This is a genomic window from Acinetobacter sp. ANC_7588 (assembly GCF_056783995.1).
On the sequence record NZ_JBWYIU010000007.1, the window covers coordinates 1 to 17,166 of the forward strand.

Annotated in this window: 20 protein-coding genes; 16 read left to right on the forward strand and 4 right to left on the reverse strand. The window is 41.6% G+C overall.

The genetic code is table 11. The features are described from left to right. Window positions 1-489, forward strand: a 489-nt coding sequence (locus tag AC1M9J_RS07870; protein ID WP_481952123.1) for a hypothetical protein, incomplete at its 5' end; no start/stop codon positions are given. Window positions 490-511: 22 nt separating this feature from the next. Here the strand turns inward: AC1M9J_RS07870 and AC1M9J_RS07875 are convergent. Beyond that, window positions 512-1,447: an LpxL/LpxP family acyltransferase gene (locus tag AC1M9J_RS07875; RefSeq protein WP_481596219.1), complete on the reverse strand. Its 936-nt coding sequence runs from the start codon at window positions 1,445-1,447 to the stop codon at window positions 512-514. Between the two features lie 235 nt (window positions 1,448-1,682). Between AC1M9J_RS07875 and AC1M9J_RS07880 the strand changes: the two genes are divergently transcribed. The 5 genes from AC1M9J_RS07880 (at window position 1,683) to AC1M9J_RS07900 (ending at window position 5,781) form a co-directional block, all read left to right on the forward strand. Then, entirely contained in the window at window positions 1,683-2,558 is an 876-nt protein-coding gene (locus AC1M9J_RS07880; RefSeq protein ID WP_481952124.1) for an urease accessory protein UreD, read from the forward strand. Window positions 2,559-2,654: 96 nt separating this feature from the next. Next, window positions 2,655-2,957: an urease subunit gamma gene (gene ureA, locus AC1M9J_RS07885; protein WP_035270654.1), complete on the forward strand. Its 303-nt coding sequence runs from the start codon at window positions 2,655-2,657 to the stop codon at window positions 2,955-2,957. A gap of 22 nt (window positions 2,958-2,979) precedes the next feature. After that, a complete protein-coding gene (locus AC1M9J_RS07890) occupies window positions 2,980-3,288 on the forward strand; it encodes an urease subunit beta (RefSeq protein WP_035270651.1) in 309 nt (102 codons plus the stop codon). 12 nt (window positions 3,289-3,300) lie between these two features. Further along, the gene (gene ureC / locus AC1M9J_RS07895) at window positions 3,301-5,001 is read left to right on the forward strand and encodes an urease subunit alpha (protein WP_481952125.1); all 1,701 of its coding nucleotides are present in this window, start codon (window positions 3,301-3,303) and stop codon (window positions 4,999-5,001) included. Window positions 5,002-5,244: 243 nt separating this feature from the next. Continuing rightward, complete coding sequence (locus tag AC1M9J_RS07900) at window positions 5,245-5,781, forward strand: GNAT family N-acetyltransferase (protein WP_481591581.1); 537 nt, start codon at window positions 5,245-5,247, stop codon at window positions 5,779-5,781. Window positions 5,782-5,803: 22 nt separating this feature from the next. Here the strand turns inward: AC1M9J_RS07900 and AC1M9J_RS07905 are convergent, their stop codons facing one another. Beyond that, window positions 5,804-6,277, reverse strand: coding sequence for a nucleotide triphosphate diphosphatase NUDT15 (locus AC1M9J_RS07905; RefSeq protein ID WP_481591580.1), 474 nt, complete (start codon window positions 6,275-6,277; stop codon window positions 5,804-5,806). 332 nt (window positions 6,278-6,609) lie between these two features. Between AC1M9J_RS07905 and AC1M9J_RS07910 the strand changes: the two genes are divergently transcribed. From AC1M9J_RS07910 to AC1M9J_RS07955, 10 genes are all read left to right on the forward strand, one after another. Then, window positions 6,610-7,494 carry a SphA family protein gene (locus AC1M9J_RS07910; protein ID WP_481952126.1) on the forward strand — a complete coding sequence of 295 codons (885 nt, stop codon included), beginning with the start codon at window positions 6,610-6,612 and terminating at the stop codon, window positions 7,492-7,494. A 45-nt stretch (window positions 7,495-7,539) separates the two neighbouring features. Beyond that, the gene (locus AC1M9J_RS07915) at window positions 7,540-8,874 is read left to right on the forward strand and encodes an acetamidase/formamidase family protein (protein ID WP_225530670.1); all 1,335 of its coding nucleotides are present in this window, start codon (window positions 7,540-7,542) and stop codon (window positions 8,872-8,874) included. Between the two features lie 110 nt (window positions 8,875-8,984). Then, complete coding sequence (locus AC1M9J_RS07920; RefSeq protein ID WP_481596223.1) at window positions 8,985-10,187, forward strand: aromatic ring-hydroxylating oxygenase subunit alpha; 1,203 nt, start codon at window positions 8,985-8,987, stop codon at window positions 10,185-10,187. 11 nt (window positions 10,188-10,198) lie between these two features. After that, window positions 10,199-10,552, forward strand: a complete 354-nt coding sequence (locus AC1M9J_RS07925) for a hypothetical protein (RefSeq protein WP_481596224.1) — start codon at window positions 10,199-10,201, stop codon at window positions 10,550-10,552. Between the two features lie 13 nt (window positions 10,553-10,565). Continuing rightward, window positions 10,566-11,042, forward strand: a complete 477-nt coding sequence (locus AC1M9J_RS07930) for a nuclear transport factor 2 family protein (RefSeq protein ID WP_481587616.1) — start codon at window positions 10,566-10,568, stop codon at window positions 11,040-11,042. Between the two features lie 34 nt (window positions 11,043-11,076). Then, the gene (locus AC1M9J_RS07935; RefSeq protein ID WP_481952127.1) at window positions 11,077-12,348 is read left to right on the forward strand and encodes a styrene monooxygenase/indole monooxygenase family protein; all 1,272 of its coding nucleotides are present in this window, start codon (window positions 11,077-11,079) and stop codon (window positions 12,346-12,348) included. After that, window positions 12,335-12,859 (forward strand): flavin reductase family protein, encoded by a 525-nt coding sequence (locus AC1M9J_RS07940; RefSeq protein WP_481608984.1) that lies wholly within the window; start codon window positions 12,335-12,337, stop codon window positions 12,857-12,859. The genes AC1M9J_RS07935 and AC1M9J_RS07940 overlap by 14 nt, the downstream gene beginning before the upstream one ends. After that, window positions 12,856-13,626, forward strand: a complete 771-nt coding sequence (locus AC1M9J_RS07945; protein ID WP_481952128.1) for an SDR family oxidoreductase — start codon at window positions 12,856-12,858, stop codon at window positions 13,624-13,626. The genes AC1M9J_RS07940 and AC1M9J_RS07945 overlap by 4 nt, the downstream gene beginning before the upstream one ends. Then, window positions 13,623-13,955 (forward strand): non-heme iron oxygenase ferredoxin subunit, encoded by a 333-nt coding sequence (locus AC1M9J_RS07950; RefSeq protein ID WP_481952129.1) that lies wholly within the window; start codon window positions 13,623-13,625, stop codon window positions 13,953-13,955. The genes AC1M9J_RS07945 and AC1M9J_RS07950 overlap by 4 nt, the downstream gene beginning before the upstream one ends. 5 nt (window positions 13,956-13,960) lie before the next feature. After that, on the forward strand, window positions 13,961-14,953 hold the full coding sequence (locus AC1M9J_RS07955) for a 2Fe-2S iron-sulfur cluster-binding protein (protein WP_481952130.1): 993 nt from the start codon (window positions 13,961-13,963) through the stop codon (window positions 14,951-14,953). 35 nt (window positions 14,954-14,988) lie between these two features. Here AC1M9J_RS07955 and AC1M9J_RS07960 read toward each other — a convergent pair whose 3' ends face one another. Both AC1M9J_RS07960 and AC1M9J_RS07965 read right to left on the reverse strand, forming a co-directional pair. Beyond that, window positions 14,989-15,636, reverse strand: a complete 648-nt coding sequence (locus tag AC1M9J_RS07960; protein ID WP_180028356.1) for a response regulator transcription factor — start codon at window positions 15,634-15,636, stop codon at window positions 14,989-14,991. Further along, the gene (locus tag AC1M9J_RS07965) at window positions 15,627-17,114 is read right to left on the reverse strand and encodes a PAS domain S-box protein (RefSeq protein ID WP_481952131.1); all 1,488 of its coding nucleotides are present in this window, start codon (window positions 17,112-17,114) and stop codon (window positions 15,627-15,629) included. Before AC1M9J_RS07965 ends, AC1M9J_RS07960 begins: the two co-directional genes overlap by 10 nt. Window positions 17,115-17,166: the final 52 nt, after the last annotated feature.

Here is a 17,166-nt window from a genome sequence, read left to right on the forward strand (position 1 = left end):
GAAGCTAAAGAAGCTAAAGAAGCTAAAGAAGCTAAAGAAGCTAAAGAAGCTAAAGAAGCTAAAGAAGCTAAAGAAGCTAAAGAAGCTAAAGAAGCTAAAGAAGCTAAAGAAGCTAAAGAAGCTAAAGCACAGTCTTTTGCTCAAAAAGTAACGCCTGAACCAGCAGCCTATCAATGTTTTGCTGAGCAATGTCCAAGGGTGGATTTAAAAGAGATTCAAATTGATCTCAACGGAAAAGTACCAAAATTTATAACCCCTGTTGCTGTCGGGGAAATTCATGCAAATCAATGGACTCGTTTAGGTACGGAGTTCAATGTAAATTGGACAGATCAGAATCAAAATAAAACTTCAGAAAAGCTGATATTAAATGTCTTGGACATGCAGCATATGACTTTAAAAGATGAGTTAGGTCGTATCAACCGCTATAAGATGGTAGAGGCGAAAAAGCCTGATACTGATAAAAATTCAGATGTATTAGAAACACAATAAAAAAGCGGCTCAGCCGCTTTTTTTAATAAATTTTTTCAAAACCTTCCGGACGTGTTTTAAATCTACGGTGGAACCACATATATTGGGTTGGTGCTAAACGAAGTTGATTTTCAATAATCAAATTTGTTCGTGTCGCGTCTGCAATTTCATCTTCACTTGGCATATTGTCTAACGCAGGTTCAATCAAAATATGATATTTCGGATTTGTAATATCACCTTTACGGTAGAAGTAAAGTGGAATCGCGGCAGCTTTGGTTATTTTTAATATACGGCGATGTGCAGTTACAGTGGCTGCGGGTACACCAAAAAAGGGCGCCATAACACCTTGTTTAAGACCAAAATCTTGGTCGGGACTATACCAAATAGGTCGTCCTTCTTTTAAATGACGGATTAATCCACGCATATCATCATGGTCGATTTGATGGGTATAAATCGTGGCACGACAACGGTAAATCAGCATATCTAACAATGGATTATTTTGCGGACGATATACGACATCTGGATCAAAATACTGGGCACAGACATATCCACCTGCATCGAGTAGGGTAGAGTGTGTACCGAGTAGTAAAGCCCCACGCCCTTCAGCTTGCGCTTGTTGAATATGTTCTAAACCTTCAATCGTTACACGATCTTTAAACCATTTGGGACAATACCAAGCATTCAGTGTTTCAAAAACACCGACCATTTGATCAATAAAGACTTGGCGAGCGTTTTCATAACGGAGTTCGGGCATCCATTCAGGAAAGCAGACTTCTAAATTTCTTAAAGTTGTTTCACGACGTGAACGCAAGTATTTGAAAGCTACATTTCCCATCAGATACGCTAAACGATGCTGAATTGCCCAAGGTAATATCGCAAGGAGCATCAGAAATATAATACCAATCCAAATGCCCCAATATTTTGGCATTAAGAAAGACCACTGGAACTCTCCCGGTTGGTAGTTTTTCTGTTTACTCATATTCAAACTTGATAACAATTTAAGGTAATTCACTATATTAGCACGAACTGTTTTTTTTCGGCGAAGGCAACAATCGGATTCTTTAGAAAAACGTTCTTAGATTTTTCACATGAATTACTCATCAATATCAACATTAAGTGCCTAAGAACCTTTAACCAAAATTAGCTTGAGCAAACTTGGTGCAATTTTTGCAGAACATTTACTGAAAATGATAGGAATACGAAGATGACCGTGAATGAATCAAGTATTGTTCAATGAGCCAGTCAAAAATGCACAGTATTGGTTTGCTAAATTAGAGTTAGGTTTTACCAAAGATTCAAATCGCACAATTTTGGCGCATCGTAAGCACTTTGGACCTGTTCGCGTGCAAAAGATGCTGTGGCCTGAAAAAACAGGAGTATGTCATGCCATTATTGTTCATCCACCTGCTGGAATTGCTGGTGGAGATCATCTCACCTTTGAAATGAAAATAGATCAGGATTCGCATGCTTTGGTTACCACACCTGGCGCAGGGAAGTGGTACAAAACCAATCTTAAACAAGCATTTCAACATATTCATATTCATGTACAAGATGAGGCGATTTTCGAATGGCTTCCTCAAGAGACGATGCTCTTTAATGGTGCGAATGCAAATTCAGAGACGATCGTACATTTGGACGCTGCTGCCAGTTTTATCGGTTGGGATATGTTGGTGATTGGACGGCAAGCACGATATGAAACCTTCTCGCAGGGTGCTTACCAAAATAAATTTCAGCTTTATCAAAATCAGAAAATATTGGTTGCAGACTGTTTAAATTTTAAAGGCAATGATCGTTGGTTAAAGTCTTGTTTAGGGATGAACGGTCATGCAGTGATGGCCAGTTTTTGGGCAGTGCCTCCAGAACAATACCGGTCAAATTTCTATCTTGATCAACATATTGATCAAATTCGTGAATTAATCATGCGTATGAATATTAACGTCACATTGACGTTACTCGATTACGTCGTAACCGCACGTTATCTCGGAGATGATGTACGTGAGTGTCATGATGCATTTGCTGCAATTCGTGCAAAGCTTCGTCGTTATTGGTTTGATCTTCATGAAGAGTTCCCACGAATTTGGCGCACATAAATTTATTCTTGTCATAGCAACATAGTTAAGTTGTTTTAACACAAACATTTGAGCACACATTTTGCATCAATATTTAAAGATAGTGAGGAAAGCATTATGGAACTAACACCTACGGAAAAAGACAAAATGCTGATTTTTACTGCGGGGCTTGTAGCGGAAAGACGCAAGGCCCGTGGTTTAAAGCTGAATTATCCAGAAGCAGTGGCTTACATTTCTGCCGCACTATTAGAAGGTGCACGTGATGGGATGAGTGTGAGTGACCTCATGCATTTTGGAACAACATTGCTAAAACGGGATGAAGTAATGGAAGGCGTAGCTGAAATGATCGCAGAGGTCCAAGTGGAAGCGACCTTTCCGGATGGTTCAAAACTGGTCACTGTACATCAACCGATTGTGTGATGTTTGAGAGGAAAAATTAAATATGATTCCAGGTGAAATCATTACGTCCGATACAGACATTGAAATGAATGTCGGACGGGCAACGCTCAAAATGACGGTAGCAAATGCAGGGGATCGCCCGATTCAGGTTGGGTCACATTATCACTTTGCTGAAGCGAATGATGCGTTGCAGTTTGATCGTGAGTTAGCACGAGGATATCGATTAAATATTGCGGCAGGTACAGCGGTGCGTTTTGAGCCAGGACAGAGTCGAGATATTGAACTTGTTGCACTCGCAGGTAAGCGTGAGGTGTATGGTTTTGCAGGTCGTGTTATGGGTAAGTTGGATTAAGGGAAAATAATAATGAAAATGTCACGCCGTGCCTATGCGGAAATGTTTGGTCCAACGGTAGGCGATCGTGTTCGTCTCGCAGATACTGAGCTGTTTATTGAAGTCGAGCAAGACCTCACTACCTATGGTGAGGAAGTGAAGTTTGGCGGTGGTAAAGTGATTCGTGATGGCATGGGGCAGTCACAACTGTTGGCTGAAGACGTTGCCGATACCGTGATTACCAATGCGCTGATTGTGGATTGGTGGGGTATTGTCAAAGCCGATGTCGGTTTAAAAAACGGCCGTATTTGGAAAATTGGGAAAGCAGGCAATCCTGATATTCAACCCGATATCACCATTCCACTTGGTGCAGCGACGGAAGTGATCGCTGGTGAAGGACAGATTCTCACCGCAGGCGGTGTCGATACGCATATTCATTGGATTTGCCCGCAGCAAGTGGAAACGGCACTGATGTCCGGTGTGACCACCATGATTGGTGGTGGTACAGGCCCTGCGGCAGGGACTTCTGCAACAACAGTGACACCGGGACCTTGGCATATCGGGACGATGCTTCAAGCCATAGATGATTTACCGATGAATATTGGTTTATTGGGTAAAGGTAATTTAAGTCAGCCCGACCCAATTCGTGAGCAAATTCGAGCAGGTGTGGTCGGTTTAAAATTGCATGAAGATTGGGGTTCAACCCCTGCAGCGATTGATAATTGCCTGAGTGTTGCCGATGAATTTGATGTGCAAGTGGCGATTCATACCGATACCTTAAATGAAAGTGGCTTCTTGGAAGAAACCTTGGCGGCATTTAAAAATCGTACCATTCACACGTACCATACCGAAGGTGCAGGCGGTGGACATGCGCCTGATATTTTAAAAGCCATTGGTCAGCCGAATGTGTTGCCATCTTCCACCAATCCAACTCGTCCGTATACCATCAACACGATTGATGAGCATTTGGATATGCTGATGGTTTGTCACCATTTAGACCCTGCGATTTCTGAAGATGTGGCATTTGCGGAAAGTCGTATTCGCCGTGAAACCATTGCTGCAGAAGATATTTTGCAGGACTTGGGGGCGATTGCCATGATGTCCTCGGACTCACAAGCGATGGGGCGAGTTGGTGAAGTGGTGATTCGCACATGGCAAACCGCACATAAAATGAAAATACAGCGGGGTCCTTTAGAAGGTGACAATGCCACGCATGACAATAATCGTGTGAAGCGTTATATCGCCAAATATACAATTAACCCTGCCATTACGCATGGTTTAAGCCATGAAACTGGTTCGGTGGAAGTGGGCAAACTTGCTGATTTAGTGCTGTGGAAGCCTGCATTTTTTGGGGTGAAGCCTTCGATGATTATTAAAGGTGGCATGATTGCAGCTGCGCCGATGGGAGATATTAACGCTTCGATTCCAACACCACAGCCTGTGCATTATCGTCCGATGTTTGGGGCAAATGCGCGCGGTGTGCATAACACCTGTATTACGTTCTTGTCACAAGTCGCGATTGAAGCAGGCGTGCATGAAAAATTGGGTCTGAAAAAGTTGATCAGTCCATGTAAAGGTACACGCGATATTCAGAAGAAAGATATGAAACTGAATACCTACTGTCCTGTGATGGAGGTTGATCCTGAAATTTATGAAGTGCGAGCCGATGGGAAATTGCTAACCTGTGAGCCTGCGGAAGTATTGCCGATGGCACAGCGGTATTTCTTGTTTTAAAGTTGTCTCTAGAAAAGATAATTACTGTGATAGGTGATAAAGTCTTATGTAATTAATAAGACTTTATCATTAGATAGAATTCATCGATTTATTTTAAATACATAAAAATTTCAGCGGAATAAACGCGTTTGCTAAAAGAAATTAAACACTGAATTAAAATATATAAATTTTAAATTTAATCGATATTAGAAGTTTTCCAAGCACAAAAAATATTAAATTTAATAGATTCATAGAGGTACTCTAATGATTGAAACTGAGAGACTAATATTAAGACAATGGAAGGAAGCAGATTACTCATCTTTTATAAAAATGGGTTTAGATCCAGATGTTATGAAATATTTTCATGAAGTTTTGACCCCACAACAGAGTATTGAGATGGCGGAAAAAATTTATGAGTTAATTGAACGAAACGGGTGGGGCTTTTGGGCTGTAGAGTTGAAAGATACTAGTGAGTTTATTGGTTTTATTGGATTGCACAATCAACCAGTGTTATTCGAATTTTCTCCATGTGTTGAAATTGGATGGCGGTTATTAAAAAGATATTGGGGAATGGGGTACGCAACAGAAGGTGCAAGAGCTGCATTGATATATGCTTTTGAAGAGCTTAATTTAAATAAAGTAGTTGCATTTACAGCTTTGACAAATAAGCCTTCAGAAGCAGTTATGAAAAGGCTAGGTATGACCGAAGTTAAGCAATTCAAGCATCCAGAATTACCTACAGGGCATATTCTTGAAAATCATATTTTATATGAAATAAATAAAGATACCTTTATAAAATAATTTTGAAATTAATTTATTAAAACTAATCTTTCTTAGACAAGGAATATACAGACCATTTTTTATCTTGAAATTGTTTGAGCCAATGTCTAATCATGACTTCAGTTTCAGAAAAAAGTGGTTGTGGAAGCTCATCAATGCTAAACCATTCCCAACGCTCAAAAATCTCAGGTTCTGTCACGCAAATTTGAGTTTTTAAACGTTCATCTAAAAGTTGATAAATCGTTCCGAACGTAATCTTCACCGCTTCAGCATTTTGATCAATGATCGTATTTAAGGGTTGAATAGATTCAATATATTGACTTAGATCTAAAGCAGTTTCCTCTAACAATTCGCGTACTGCAGCATCCTCAACTGATTCATGCGCATCCATTTTTCCACCTGGAAAACACCATGAGGCAGGTTCATCATTTTTGTTTCTATAACCCAATAGAACTTTTTGACGTTGATCAATCAACATGATGCCCACGCCGATGATTGGGTTACTTTTAATATTCATGATTGTGCACATCTAGCTGCTCTGTGTTCTACAAAGTACAACAGCGATATGACAACGCTAACTTTCAAATGTTTCAAAACATGTAATTTAAATAAAAAAGCATTCACATTTATAGGGGATTTTACCTATCACTATAGTAAAGAAAACCTATTTTATTTCTCTAAAACCTCTATACCGGTGAGAAAAAATCAATATTTCTACAAGATAATCCCTTAATTCAACATAGATTCATCCTTATATTTCCCTGCCTCCTTTCAAGACTAGATTAAGACATGCGCTAGACGATTTAGAACATCGCCAGCAAGGAATTTAGCAACGAGGGGGATGCGGTAATGGTAAGGAAATATCTAACTTCTGTGGCATTGACTACATGTCTTTTCAGTAGCGCAAGTTTAGCGCTTGCCGCTGAAAATGGCGGAAGTGCTTATCCTGATGGGACAGAGAGTTTTTTTGGTGGAGCAATGCCGCCACCTGGGATGTATCTCGTCAGTTATAACCAATACTACAACGCAGATAAATTTAAAAATGATCATCCAGTATTTGATGATTTTAAAATCGATACTTTTGCCACAGTTGCTCGTGGTGTCTATGTCAGTGACAAAACATTTTTAGGCGCGACATGGGGCATGCATGCATTCCTTGTATATGCCCATGCAGATCTTACATTAGGTGGTCGTCAAGATGATCACATGTCAATGGGTGATCTCATTATCGATCCATTCTTATTGGGTTGGCATAAAGGGGATTGGCATGTGGCTACAGGTATCGACTTTTATATTCCAGTTGGCTCTTACAACAAAAATAGACTCGCGAATATTGGACGTAACTATTACACCATTCAACCAATTATCTCGACCACATACTTAAATAAACAAGGTATCGAAGTCAGTACAAAGTGGATGTACGACATCAATTTCGAGAATAAGGATACCAAATATGAATCGGGCAACGCTTTGCATGTCGATTACTTAGTTGCGAAACACATGGGACCTTTGGCGGTTGGTGTTGGTGGTTACGTACATCGTCAGCTTGAAGGTGACTCAGGTGAAGGTGCTGTTTTAGGTGATTTTAAAGCTAAAGCAGCCAGCATAGGTCCGCAAGTTCGCTATCAATTTCCTAAAGGGTATGCAATCGCAGCGAAATATCAAAAAGAATTTGATGTTGAAAACCGACCAGAAGGTCAGAAGTTCGCAATAGATATCACCATCCCATTTTAAAACATTGTTACCCAAACATTAGAGCAAGCATATAGAGGTAAGGCCATGAAAATTGAGAATCAAGAATATGCAGCAGGCAGTGCTGGAGCTGTCGATTATTTAGTGGTGAATGAGTTTTCAGGCGGTATTGTGGGACCAAGCCAACGTATGCTGGGACCTTTAAAAAATGGTGGAACGTTAAAAACAGGCACACCGCCTGGCTGTTGGGGTCCAATGATTACACCTGCATTCCAAGGTGGTCATGAAGTGACACTCCCTGTCTTTATTGAAGGTGCAGAGGTAGGTGATGCTGTCGCTTTAAAGATTAAGGATATGCATGTCACTTCTACAGCAACCTCATCGGGTGTGATGCAATTTGTTGAAGGGCGTTATAAAGGCGATCCGTTTGTTGCGAAATACTGTGAAGCATGTGGTACAGAGCAACCAGCAAGTTATGTAGAAGGAATTGGTGAAGATGCGATTCACTGTAAAAACTGTGGGGCAGAAGTCAGTGCTTTTCGCTTTTCACATGGTTATGTGATTGTGTTGGATGAAGAAAACAAAGTGAGCTTGACGGTCAATCAAGAGATTGCCAACAAGTTAGCAGGCAATGCCAATGAGCTTTCTGCACTGCCTGAACATGCAGCGCAACATTCAATCTTGTCGCTTGCACGTGCTGATATGCCAGGGGTTGCTGCGCATATGCGTCCATTCCTCGGAAATATTGGTACGACACCTTCACGTGACTTACCAGACTCTCACAACTGCCACGACTTTGGTCAGTATTTGATTGATGCACCGCATAAATTCGGGATGACTGAAGAAGAACTTATCGCAGCCAAAACAGACGGTCACATGGATACCAATTCGATTCGTCCAGGCTGTATTTTGATTTGTCCTGTGAAAGTACCAGGTGCAGGTGTTTACATGGGGGATATGCATGCGCAACAAGGTAATGGTGAAATTGCAGGACATGCCACGGACGTTTCAGGCGAAACAGAATTACAAGTGGAAGTGATTAAAGGCTTAACCATTGATGGTCCAATTTTGCTTCAAGCACCAGATGACTTACCACCAATGGCACGTCCATTTACCAAGGAAGAGCGTGAAAAAGTGAAAGCTTTAGGTGCACGTTGGGGACAAACTGAAATTGAGGAAAGTGGTCCAATCACATTTATGGGAACAGGTAAGAACCTCAATGATGCAACGGACAATGCTTTAAATCGAGCGGCAAAAGTCACAGGTTTAAGTGTGGATGAGGTCATGAACCGTTGCACCATCACAGGCTCAATCGAAATTAGCCGTTTACCAGGAATGGTACGTGCAACCTTCTTATGCCCAATGCCAATTTTAGAAAAACTGGGGATCGCAAACTTAGTTCGCGAACATTACCAACTTTAATTCATCACGTGATCGGCGTTTGATTGGCGTGTTTCAAACGCTGTTCGTAAATAAGCATGAAATTTACTGAACTTAAAACTTAGAAACGAAAACTTGAACAGGAATGTCATATGAACAGTAATGCAAAACTTCGTTGGGGCGATATCTATCCAGAACTTGGTATTGAGCCTATACCAACCGAACCATGTATTTCGCCAGAAATCTATCAGGAAGAAATTGAAAAAGTTTTCTCAAAAGTTTGGCTGAAAGTGGGGCGTGTAGAAGAGATACCAAAGCAAGGTGACTACAAAGTTAAACGCTTAGATTTTGCTAAAACCTCAGTCATTTTAATGCATGGTAAAGATGGTGAAATCCGTGGATTCCACAATATTTGTTCACACCGTGGTAACAAAGTTGTGGTGGAAACAGGCAATGAAACCTTTGGTTCTAATAAAGCAGCAGTCGTAACGTGTCGTTTCCACGGTTGGGTTTACGATGCTAAAGGTGATTTGGTCAGCGTACCTGAAGAAGAAAAATTCACATCTTGCTTTGACAAAGGTCATAACGGTTTAGCACCAATACGCACCGAAGTGTGGGAAGGTTTTATTTTCATCAATTTGGATAATGACGGCACTCAATCGGTAGAAGAATTCTTAGGCGGTATGGGACAGCATTTAGGCGGTTATCCATTCCATGAAATGGAAGAATGCTTTGCCTATAACACAGTTCTGAACTGTAACTGGAAAGTCGCACATGACGCATTTGCTGAAGCGTATCACGTGGCGACCATTCATGCAGGCTCTTTCCCGAATGTATTCGCATCAGGTTTACAAGAAGTGCAATTGTTTGGTGATCATCGTACTTGCGCTGTGTGCTTAACCAAAAACGCCAATCCAAAACCAGCGGCTGCATTGTCAGGTGAGATCACTGGCGCATCATTGGTGAATCACTATGAACGTGTTCAGCTACCTAAATCAGTCAATCCAAATGATCGTGATGACTTCTCGTTTGAATTATCTGTCATTTTCCCAAATATCTTGGTGCATGTGACTGAAGGTGTATGGTTCACCCATCAGTTCTGGCCGGTCGGTCATAACCAAACCCGTTGGGAGGGTCGCTATTACCTGCCTAAAGCGAAAACCTATTCAGAGCGTTGGGCGCAAGAGTTTGCACAAGTATTACAACGTAATGCGTGGTTAGAAGATACCGCCACCATGGAAGATACCCAAGAAGCACTTGAGTCTCGAGCGAAAAAAGTGATGCATCTACAAGACGAAGAAATCTTGATTCGTCACGGTTACCACGTTCTTGAACAATACCTAAATCGCGCATAAGGAGAATGCACATGTCAAACATCATTTCACAATTGCCTGCTGACTTTGCAAGCTTAGAACCTTTTGTCGCGAAATGGGCTCTAGGGACATCGAAACAACGTCATGCAGCACGCTTAAATTCGACTACAGCCGAACTGCAAGCTTTTTACGATGCTATTTTGCCTGAAATGCGCAAGCTCCTTGCAGCACTTGACCAATACGCTTTAGGTACCTTGCCTGAAGAGCTGCACAAGTTGTACTGGTTAAGCCTGAGTTTTGCCGAAGTTGCTCCACATATTGAACTTTATAAAGGTTCAGTAGGTGTGCCATACGCCTTTGAAGAAAAGCGTTTCGTTTATGAAACTGGTGATGTAGTTAACGTTTAAAAGGATCTCGAAGATGAGCCAGCACAATCTAGAACAGCGTTTGCACTATCTGGAGACCTGCGAGGCGATTCGTAGCCTGATCGGTCGTTATGCAACAGCGGCTGATCAGCGCAACAATTCAGCCATTTTACAGCATGTATTTCATGAGGATGCCATATGGTGTGCAAATGGTTTTGGAGAATATCAAGGACGCCAAAATATCTTGAATGCATTGTCAGAGATTGCAGAAGCACAAGTGCTTTGGAGCTTACATATCATGGCGATGCCAGATATTGAAGTCATTGATCAAAATCATGCAAACGCGTCATGGATGCTTTGGGAAGTCTGTAATCTGGCAGATTCATCAACACAACAAAACCAACCAACAACCTGTTGTTTAGGTGGTTTTTATAAAACGGAAGTACGTCGGAATCAATGGGGTGAATGGAAATTTGATCGTGTCGAACTGAATCTGACCTTCAATCAACCTTATCCGAACACAGCAATATAGGCACTGTATCAGTACGGCCTAAGGGGAATTCAAGATGAGAAAAATCGCAATTATCGGTGGTGGACAAGCAGGCTTATTACTCGCGTTCTCGCTACTCGAAAATAAATATGATGTCACTTTATATGTAGATCGCCCTGCGGATGAATTGTTACACGGTCGTATGGTCAGTACCACGATGTTCTTCGCCAATACATTAGAGTTTGAACGCAAACTTGGTTTGAATTTCTGGGATGGGAAAGCGCATCGTGGTCAAGCATTGCATGTCGATTTTCGTGCACCAAACGGCGATATCATGTTACCTGTGACTGGTTTTTTACATGATAATGACGGTATTGCCATGGACCAACGAACCAAATATCACCGTTGGTTAGAGGAATATCCGCGCCGTGGTGGCAAGCTCATCATTCAAAATGTCAGTCCAGAAGATTTGGAAGTAATCACTGCTGAAAATGATTTGACGATTTTGGCGGCAGGTAAGGGCAATATCACGAGTTTATTCAAACGCAATGAAACACGTTCAGTGCATCAAACGCCGCCACGTAAATTGGCTGCTGCACTCGTCGTAGGTGATGATTTGTGTGGTCCAAATAGTTGGCAAGGTCAACCATCTCAGACTTTGCATTTTAATTTTGTTGCAGGTGCAGGCGAATACTTCAGTATGCCGTTCTATAGTCACACGCATGGCCCATGTCGTAGTTTCTTATTTGAATGTGTACCGAATGGTCCAATGGATATCTTCGATGATGTGACATCTGGCGAAGAAATGGTCCAACGCATGAAAGAAGCGGTTGCCAAAGTAACACCAGATCAAAGCTTCCGTATGGTCGATAATATGGAATTAAGTGATCCAAATGCATGGCTCAAAGGTGCATTCCGCCCTGAAGTTCGAGATCCTGTTGCAACCTTAGATAACGGTGCAAAAATTTGGGGGATTGGAGACACTGTCATTGTAAATGATCCAATCGCAGGACAAGGCGCAAACAATGCAACTCGTATGGTGGAGCATTATTTAGCTGCGATTTTAGCACGAGGTGATGAAGACTTTAGTGCAGATTGGATGACAAAAGTATTCGAGCAATTCTGGGAAAAGTCAGGTCGTTATACCACAGAATTTACCAACTTGCTGTTAAACCCACCAAGTGAAAGCTTATTGCAAGTGTTAGGCGCAGCATCGCAAAACCAAGCCATTGCCGATGATTTTATGGGGCATTTCAACAATCCATGTGGTTTCTGGCCAGCGGTAGATGGTGAAGCTGGGGCAAAAGAATACTTGTCACGAAAGGAGTTTCAACATGCAGCTGCCTGAATTACTTTGGCAGGATGTTGATCTGGCGGAAGCGAAATCGCTCCGTCAGGCATTTGGTGGCTTTGCGACAGGAGTGGCAATCGTCACTTGCCTAGACCAAGATCAACAACCTGTAGGGTTGACGATTAATTCCTTTAGTTCAGTGTCTTTAGATCCTGCATTAGTGTTATGGAGTTTAGTCAATCATTCTCCAAGCCGATCTATTTTTGAAAATGCTGAATACTTTGCGATCAATATTTTAGGTGCACATCAGCGAGATGTAGGTTTGAACTTTGCTAAGCCGATTGCGGATAAGTTCCAACATGGCACGTGGACTATTCAAGATTGCAAAGCACCTATTTTAGAAGGTTGTGTGGTGCAGTTTGTTTGCAAACGTGAACAACAAATTGAAGCAGGCGATCATCAAATTTTCTTAGGAAAAATTGAGCAATGTCGTCACAGTAACCAACGTCCACTGTTGTTCTGCAAAGGTCAATTTAATGAATGGCCTGAGTACAAGGAGGTTTCATGACAGACTTAAATGGCAAAGTGGTCCTGGTGACAGGTGGTGCAACGCACATTGGTCAAGCCGTGGTGCAAGAATTAAAAAGCTTAGGTGCACAAGTCATTGTTGCCGACATTAATCAAACGCAAGGTCAGCAAGTGGCAGACGCAACCCAAGCGCAATATGAATTTTTAGATCTCGCTAATGATGACAGTATTCGCACATTAAGTGCCAAATTAACACAGTTAGATATTTTGGTGAATTTGGCGTGTTTGTATGAAGATCATGGATCTGCCTCAACACGTCAAGATTGGCAAAATACTTTTAATGTGACCGTGTTTGGTCATGCAGCACTGGTCCAGGCATGTCGACCTTTGCTGCAGGCCAGCGTTGATGGTGCAGTGATCAATATTAGCAGTGTCAGTGCACGCATTGCACAAAAAGAACGCTGGGTCTATCCAGCGTCTAAAGCAACTTTAGAACAACTTACACAAAGCATGGCGCTTGATCTAGCGCAAGATGGTATTCGTGTACATGCACTCTCATTAGGTTGGACTTGGTCAGTACCAATGCAAATGATCTCTGGCGGAGACCGTACCAAGACGGACCGCGTGGCAGGACGTTTCCATGTGTTAGGGCGTATTGCGGATGCAGAGGAAGTCGCACAAGCATTAAGTTTGTTGTGTAGCCTGAAAGCAAAATTACTGACAGGCAGTGTGATTCATGCCGATGGTGGTTATCACATTCTAGGTCCTGAAGCCACAGATTCACCCATAGAGGAGTTAAGCCAATGAACATTAAAATGACCAATGTTGCTGAGAAATTTTTGTGTTCAACCTCTGATGTGGAACAGGGTGAGGGACTACAAGTCATCATTGATGGTTATCCGCCATTGGCAGTATTTCACTTAGAAGATGGCGAGTTCTATATCACCGATGATACCTGTACACATGGTGATGCATCATTGGCAGATGGTGAAATTGATGGCTGTGAAGTGGAGTGCCCATTTCATGCAGGTGCTTTCGATATCAAAACAGGTGAACCTTGTGGGGCGCCATGTACGATTCCACTGAAAACCTATCAATCCATCGTGCGTGAAGATAAAGTCTATTTGGTGGAGTGATGCCGATGTATAAAATTCAAATTGAAGGTCAAGGCACATTCAACTGCGCAGCGGATGATGTATTGCTCCGCGGTGGCTTACGTGAAGGGTTAGGCATTCCTTACGAATGTAATACGGGTGGTTGCGGGACGTGTAAAATCGAAGTCCTGTCAGGTGAAGTGGAAAATTTATGGGCAGATGCACCTGGATTAAGCGATCGTGATAAACGTAAAGGTCGGTTACTGGCGTGTCAATGTCGTCCTAAATCGGATTGCGTGATTAAGCTTCGTTTAGATGAAAAATGCGTACCCAAAGTGATTCCAAAATTACAAAAAGTGAAGCTTAAACATGTGCAATTGGTGACTCATGATATTTTGGAAGTGCATTTGCAATCCGATGAACCTGCACAATTTATCCCAGGACAATATGCCTTAGTTTGGGTGAATCAAGAGTTACTTCGTGCCTATTCGATGTCCAATCTGCCGAATGACAACGGTTTATGGGTCTTCCAAATCCGCCGTGTTCCTGATGGTAAGATGACCAATGTACTGTTTGATGAACAGTTGCGTGAACAAGCAGAAATACAAATTGATGGTCCATACGGTTTAGCACATTTACAAGAACAACCTCGTCCGATTGTCTGTGTGGCAGGCGGTTCAGGTCTTGCCCCCATGTTAGCGATTGCACGTGGTGTTGCAGTCAATCCACATTTGAAAAATCACAAAGTCTGGTTTTTCCATGGTGGACGTGAACAGCGTGATTTGTTCACTGAAAATCAATTACGTGACTGGACAGAATTAGGGGAACGCCTCAATTATGTACCTGCAACCTCCTCTGAATTCATTGAAGGTATCCGTTCAGGCTTTATTCATGATGTCATTCAAGATGTATTAGGTGAACAATTGATTGAGCATGAAATCTATTGTGCAGGTCCACCACCGATGGTGAAATCAATTGAACAAATGGCTCACCAAGCTGGTATTCCACAACAACAAATTCATTTTGATCGTTTTTTTTAATCGAACATATCATCTTTCTCCCGCTCAGGCGATGGTTAACCCATCGCCGGTACTGAGCGATCACGACACATCAAGACCATATTGACGATCTGTGCGATAGATTCAGTTCCTAACTTCTGACGAATATGAGTGCGGTGAATTTCTACTGTTTTATGGCTGATATTCAACATTTGTGCAATATGTTTACTCGAAAGTCCATCGACCAATAAATTGATAATCTCACTTTCTCTTGGTGATAAAGATTTCAATTTAATCATCTGTTCTTGACGTTTTTCTTGTTCGATAAAATCTTGTTCAGCAAGTTGTAGACAGGCTTGGATTTGATTAAGCATATGTTGTGGATTAAAAGGTTTTTCTAAAAAATCAAAGGCTCCAGCTTTCATCGCGTTGACCGACATTGGAATGTCGCCGTGGCCAGTCATGAAAATGATCGGCATACGGGTTTTTTGTTGGTTCAATTGTTGTTGTAATTGCAAGCCACTCATTCCTCGCATACGAATGTCAAGAATCAAACATGCAGGCGTTTGCGGGCGCTGATAATTCAGGAATTCAGTAGCACTATTGAATGTTTTGGTTTCGAGTTGCACGGAATCGAGCAACCATGTGAGTGAATTACAAATGTCTTGATCATCATCTATCACATACACAATGGGCTCGGGAACATGAGAATTGGTTAAATACATTTTGTACGCTCCTGTGCTGCCAGAGAGATATTAAAAATAGCGCCGTACTCACCTTCACAGACCCATAAATAACCATGATGGTTTTCAATGATGCTTCGAGACAGAGTTAAGCCAATACCCATGCTGTTGTTTTTACTTGAATAGAAAGATTCAAAAATTTGTTCTGGATTTTGCCCTTCGAGTCCAGGCCCATTATCTGCAATTGCAATTCGAGCATGTTGGTTATGTTGCCAAGTGCGGATATAAATGTCCCTTTCACCCTCAGGGTTAGTTTGTAGAGCATCGACCGCATTGAAGACGAGATTGATAATGACTTGGCTAAAGAGCGTTTCATCTGCTGATATAAAAATAGGCGAAACACTTAATTCATAATGGATGGTACATCCACCTTGATCTGCTTTAAGCTTAATCAAAGGATGTAACTCTTGAATAAGATGACTCACAGAATGAATCTGGAAATTCGCTTCGCCTTTACGTAAAAAGCTTCTCATGCTGTGAATAATGCCATTGACGCGATGTGTTTGATTTAAAGCAGCATTGAGGGCATCAAGAGTCTCTTGTGTGTTGGCTAAACCGTTTTGAATGCGAATAATACTACCTCCAACGTAATTGTTGAGTGCAGCCAGTGGTTGATTTAATTCGTGGGCGAGCGCTGTAGCCAGTTCGCCCATCGTTTTGCAACGTGACATATGACCAAGTTGCTTTTCACGAGCACGTGCTTTTTCTTCAGCCTTAATACGCTCAGTGATATCACGATAATTCACCAAAATTCCCTGAATATCAGGGTGATCTAATAAATTACGATAGGTTGCCTCGTGGTGTCGCCATTTTCCATTGTGGTGCAAGATTTTGTAATGAATCACACCAACTGCACGTTGTTCTGTTTTCTTAAATAGAAGCTGTCTGACTTTAATACGATCATCAGGATGAATTGCAGTTAACACATTCTTATTGAGTACAAAGCGATCCCGATAACCAAGAATACCTTGTAATGATGGGCTGGCATAAAGTAGTTTGCCTTGTAAGTCGAGAATAGCAATTCCATCTCCAGAATGCTCAAGCAGCATTTTGAAATATTGATCTTTAGACTGTAGAGCATATTGATACTTTTTGATTTCGCTGATGTTACGTACTAGAGCGAGAAGCTTTGGTTTATTTTCAATCTCAACTTTTTTAAGACATACTTCAACTGGGATATGACGTTGGTCTTGAGACTCTATTAACCATTCAAATGTGATTGCTTCGTCTTTTGTAGTGGCGGCCTGTTGAACTTTTCGGAGTGCATGATGCAAATCAAAACCATGTTGAAAAGCACTGATCTTTTCAACGTTCATTTGTGTCAATTCAGATTTACTATATCCAGTAAGTTCTACAGCGGCTTCATTGGCATCCATAAATTGGACACTGCCAATATCATGTACAAAAATTGCATCGCCCGCTTTATCAAAAATAGTTTGATAATATTGTAAGCTGGTCATTGTAGGTCCTTACCTGAGATGGCTTCCGGCTATCGGGTATAGGGTGAAATAT

Excerpts from the sequence above, each read along its gene's own strand:
- ureA (WP_035270654.1), top strand. The coding sequence starts at position 2,655 with ATGGAACTAACACCTACGGAAAAAGACAAAATGCTGATTTTTACTGCG.
- AC1M9J_RS07965 (WP_481952131.1), bottom strand. The coding sequence starts at position 17,114 with ATGACCAGCTTACAATATTATCAAACTATTTTTGATAAAGCGGGCGAT.
- AC1M9J_RS07935 (WP_481952127.1), top strand. The coding sequence starts at position 11,077 with ATGAGAAAAATCGCAATTATCGGTGGTGGACAAGCAGGCTTATTACTC.
- ureC (WP_481952125.1), top strand. The coding sequence starts at position 3,301 with ATGAAAATGTCACGCCGTGCCTATGCGGAAATGTTTGGTCCAACGGTA.
- AC1M9J_RS07910 (WP_481952126.1), top strand. The coding sequence starts at position 6,610 with ATGGTAAGGAAATATCTAACTTCTGTGGCATTGACTACATGTCTTTTC.
- AC1M9J_RS07890 (WP_035270651.1), top strand. The coding sequence starts at position 2,980 with ATGATTCCAGGTGAAATCATTACGTCCGATACAGACATTGAAATGAAT.
- AC1M9J_RS07880 (WP_481952124.1), top strand. The coding sequence starts at position 1,683 with ATGAATCAAGTATTGTTCAATGAGCCAGTCAAAAATGCACAGTATTGG.
- AC1M9J_RS07940 (WP_481608984.1), top strand. The coding sequence starts at position 12,335 with ATGCAGCTGCCTGAATTACTTTGGCAGGATGTTGATCTGGCGGAAGCG.
- AC1M9J_RS07905 (WP_481591580.1), bottom strand. The coding sequence starts at position 6,277 with ATGAATATTAAAAGTAACCCAATCATCGGCGTGGGCATCATGTTGATT.
- AC1M9J_RS07900 (WP_481591581.1), top strand. The coding sequence starts at position 5,245 with ATGATTGAAACTGAGAGACTAATATTAAGACAATGGAAGGAAGCAGAT.
- AC1M9J_RS07875 (WP_481596219.1), bottom strand. The coding sequence starts at position 1,447 with ATGAGTAAACAGAAAAACTACCAACCGGGAGAGTTCCAGTGGTCTTTC.
- AC1M9J_RS07920 (WP_481596223.1), top strand. The coding sequence starts at position 8,985 with ATGAACAGTAATGCAAAACTTCGTTGGGGCGATATCTATCCAGAACTT.
- AC1M9J_RS07930 (WP_481587616.1), top strand. The coding sequence starts at position 10,566 with ATGAGCCAGCACAATCTAGAACAGCGTTTGCACTATCTGGAGACCTGC.
- AC1M9J_RS07955 (WP_481952130.1), top strand. The coding sequence starts at position 13,961 with ATGTATAAAATTCAAATTGAAGGTCAAGGCACATTCAACTGCGCAGCG.
- AC1M9J_RS07925 (WP_481596224.1), top strand. The coding sequence starts at position 10,199 with ATGTCAAACATCATTTCACAATTGCCTGCTGACTTTGCAAGCTTAGAA.
- AC1M9J_RS07915 (WP_225530670.1), top strand. The coding sequence starts at position 7,540 with ATGAAAATTGAGAATCAAGAATATGCAGCAGGCAGTGCTGGAGCTGTC.
- AC1M9J_RS07950 (WP_481952129.1), top strand. The coding sequence starts at position 13,623 with ATGAACATTAAAATGACCAATGTTGCTGAGAAATTTTTGTGTTCAACC.
- AC1M9J_RS07960 (WP_180028356.1), bottom strand. The coding sequence starts at position 15,636 with ATGTATTTAACCAATTCTCATGTTCCCGAGCCCATTGTGTATGTGATA.
- AC1M9J_RS07945 (WP_481952128.1), top strand. The coding sequence starts at position 12,856 with ATGACAGACTTAAATGGCAAAGTGGTCCTGGTGACAGGTGGTGCAACG.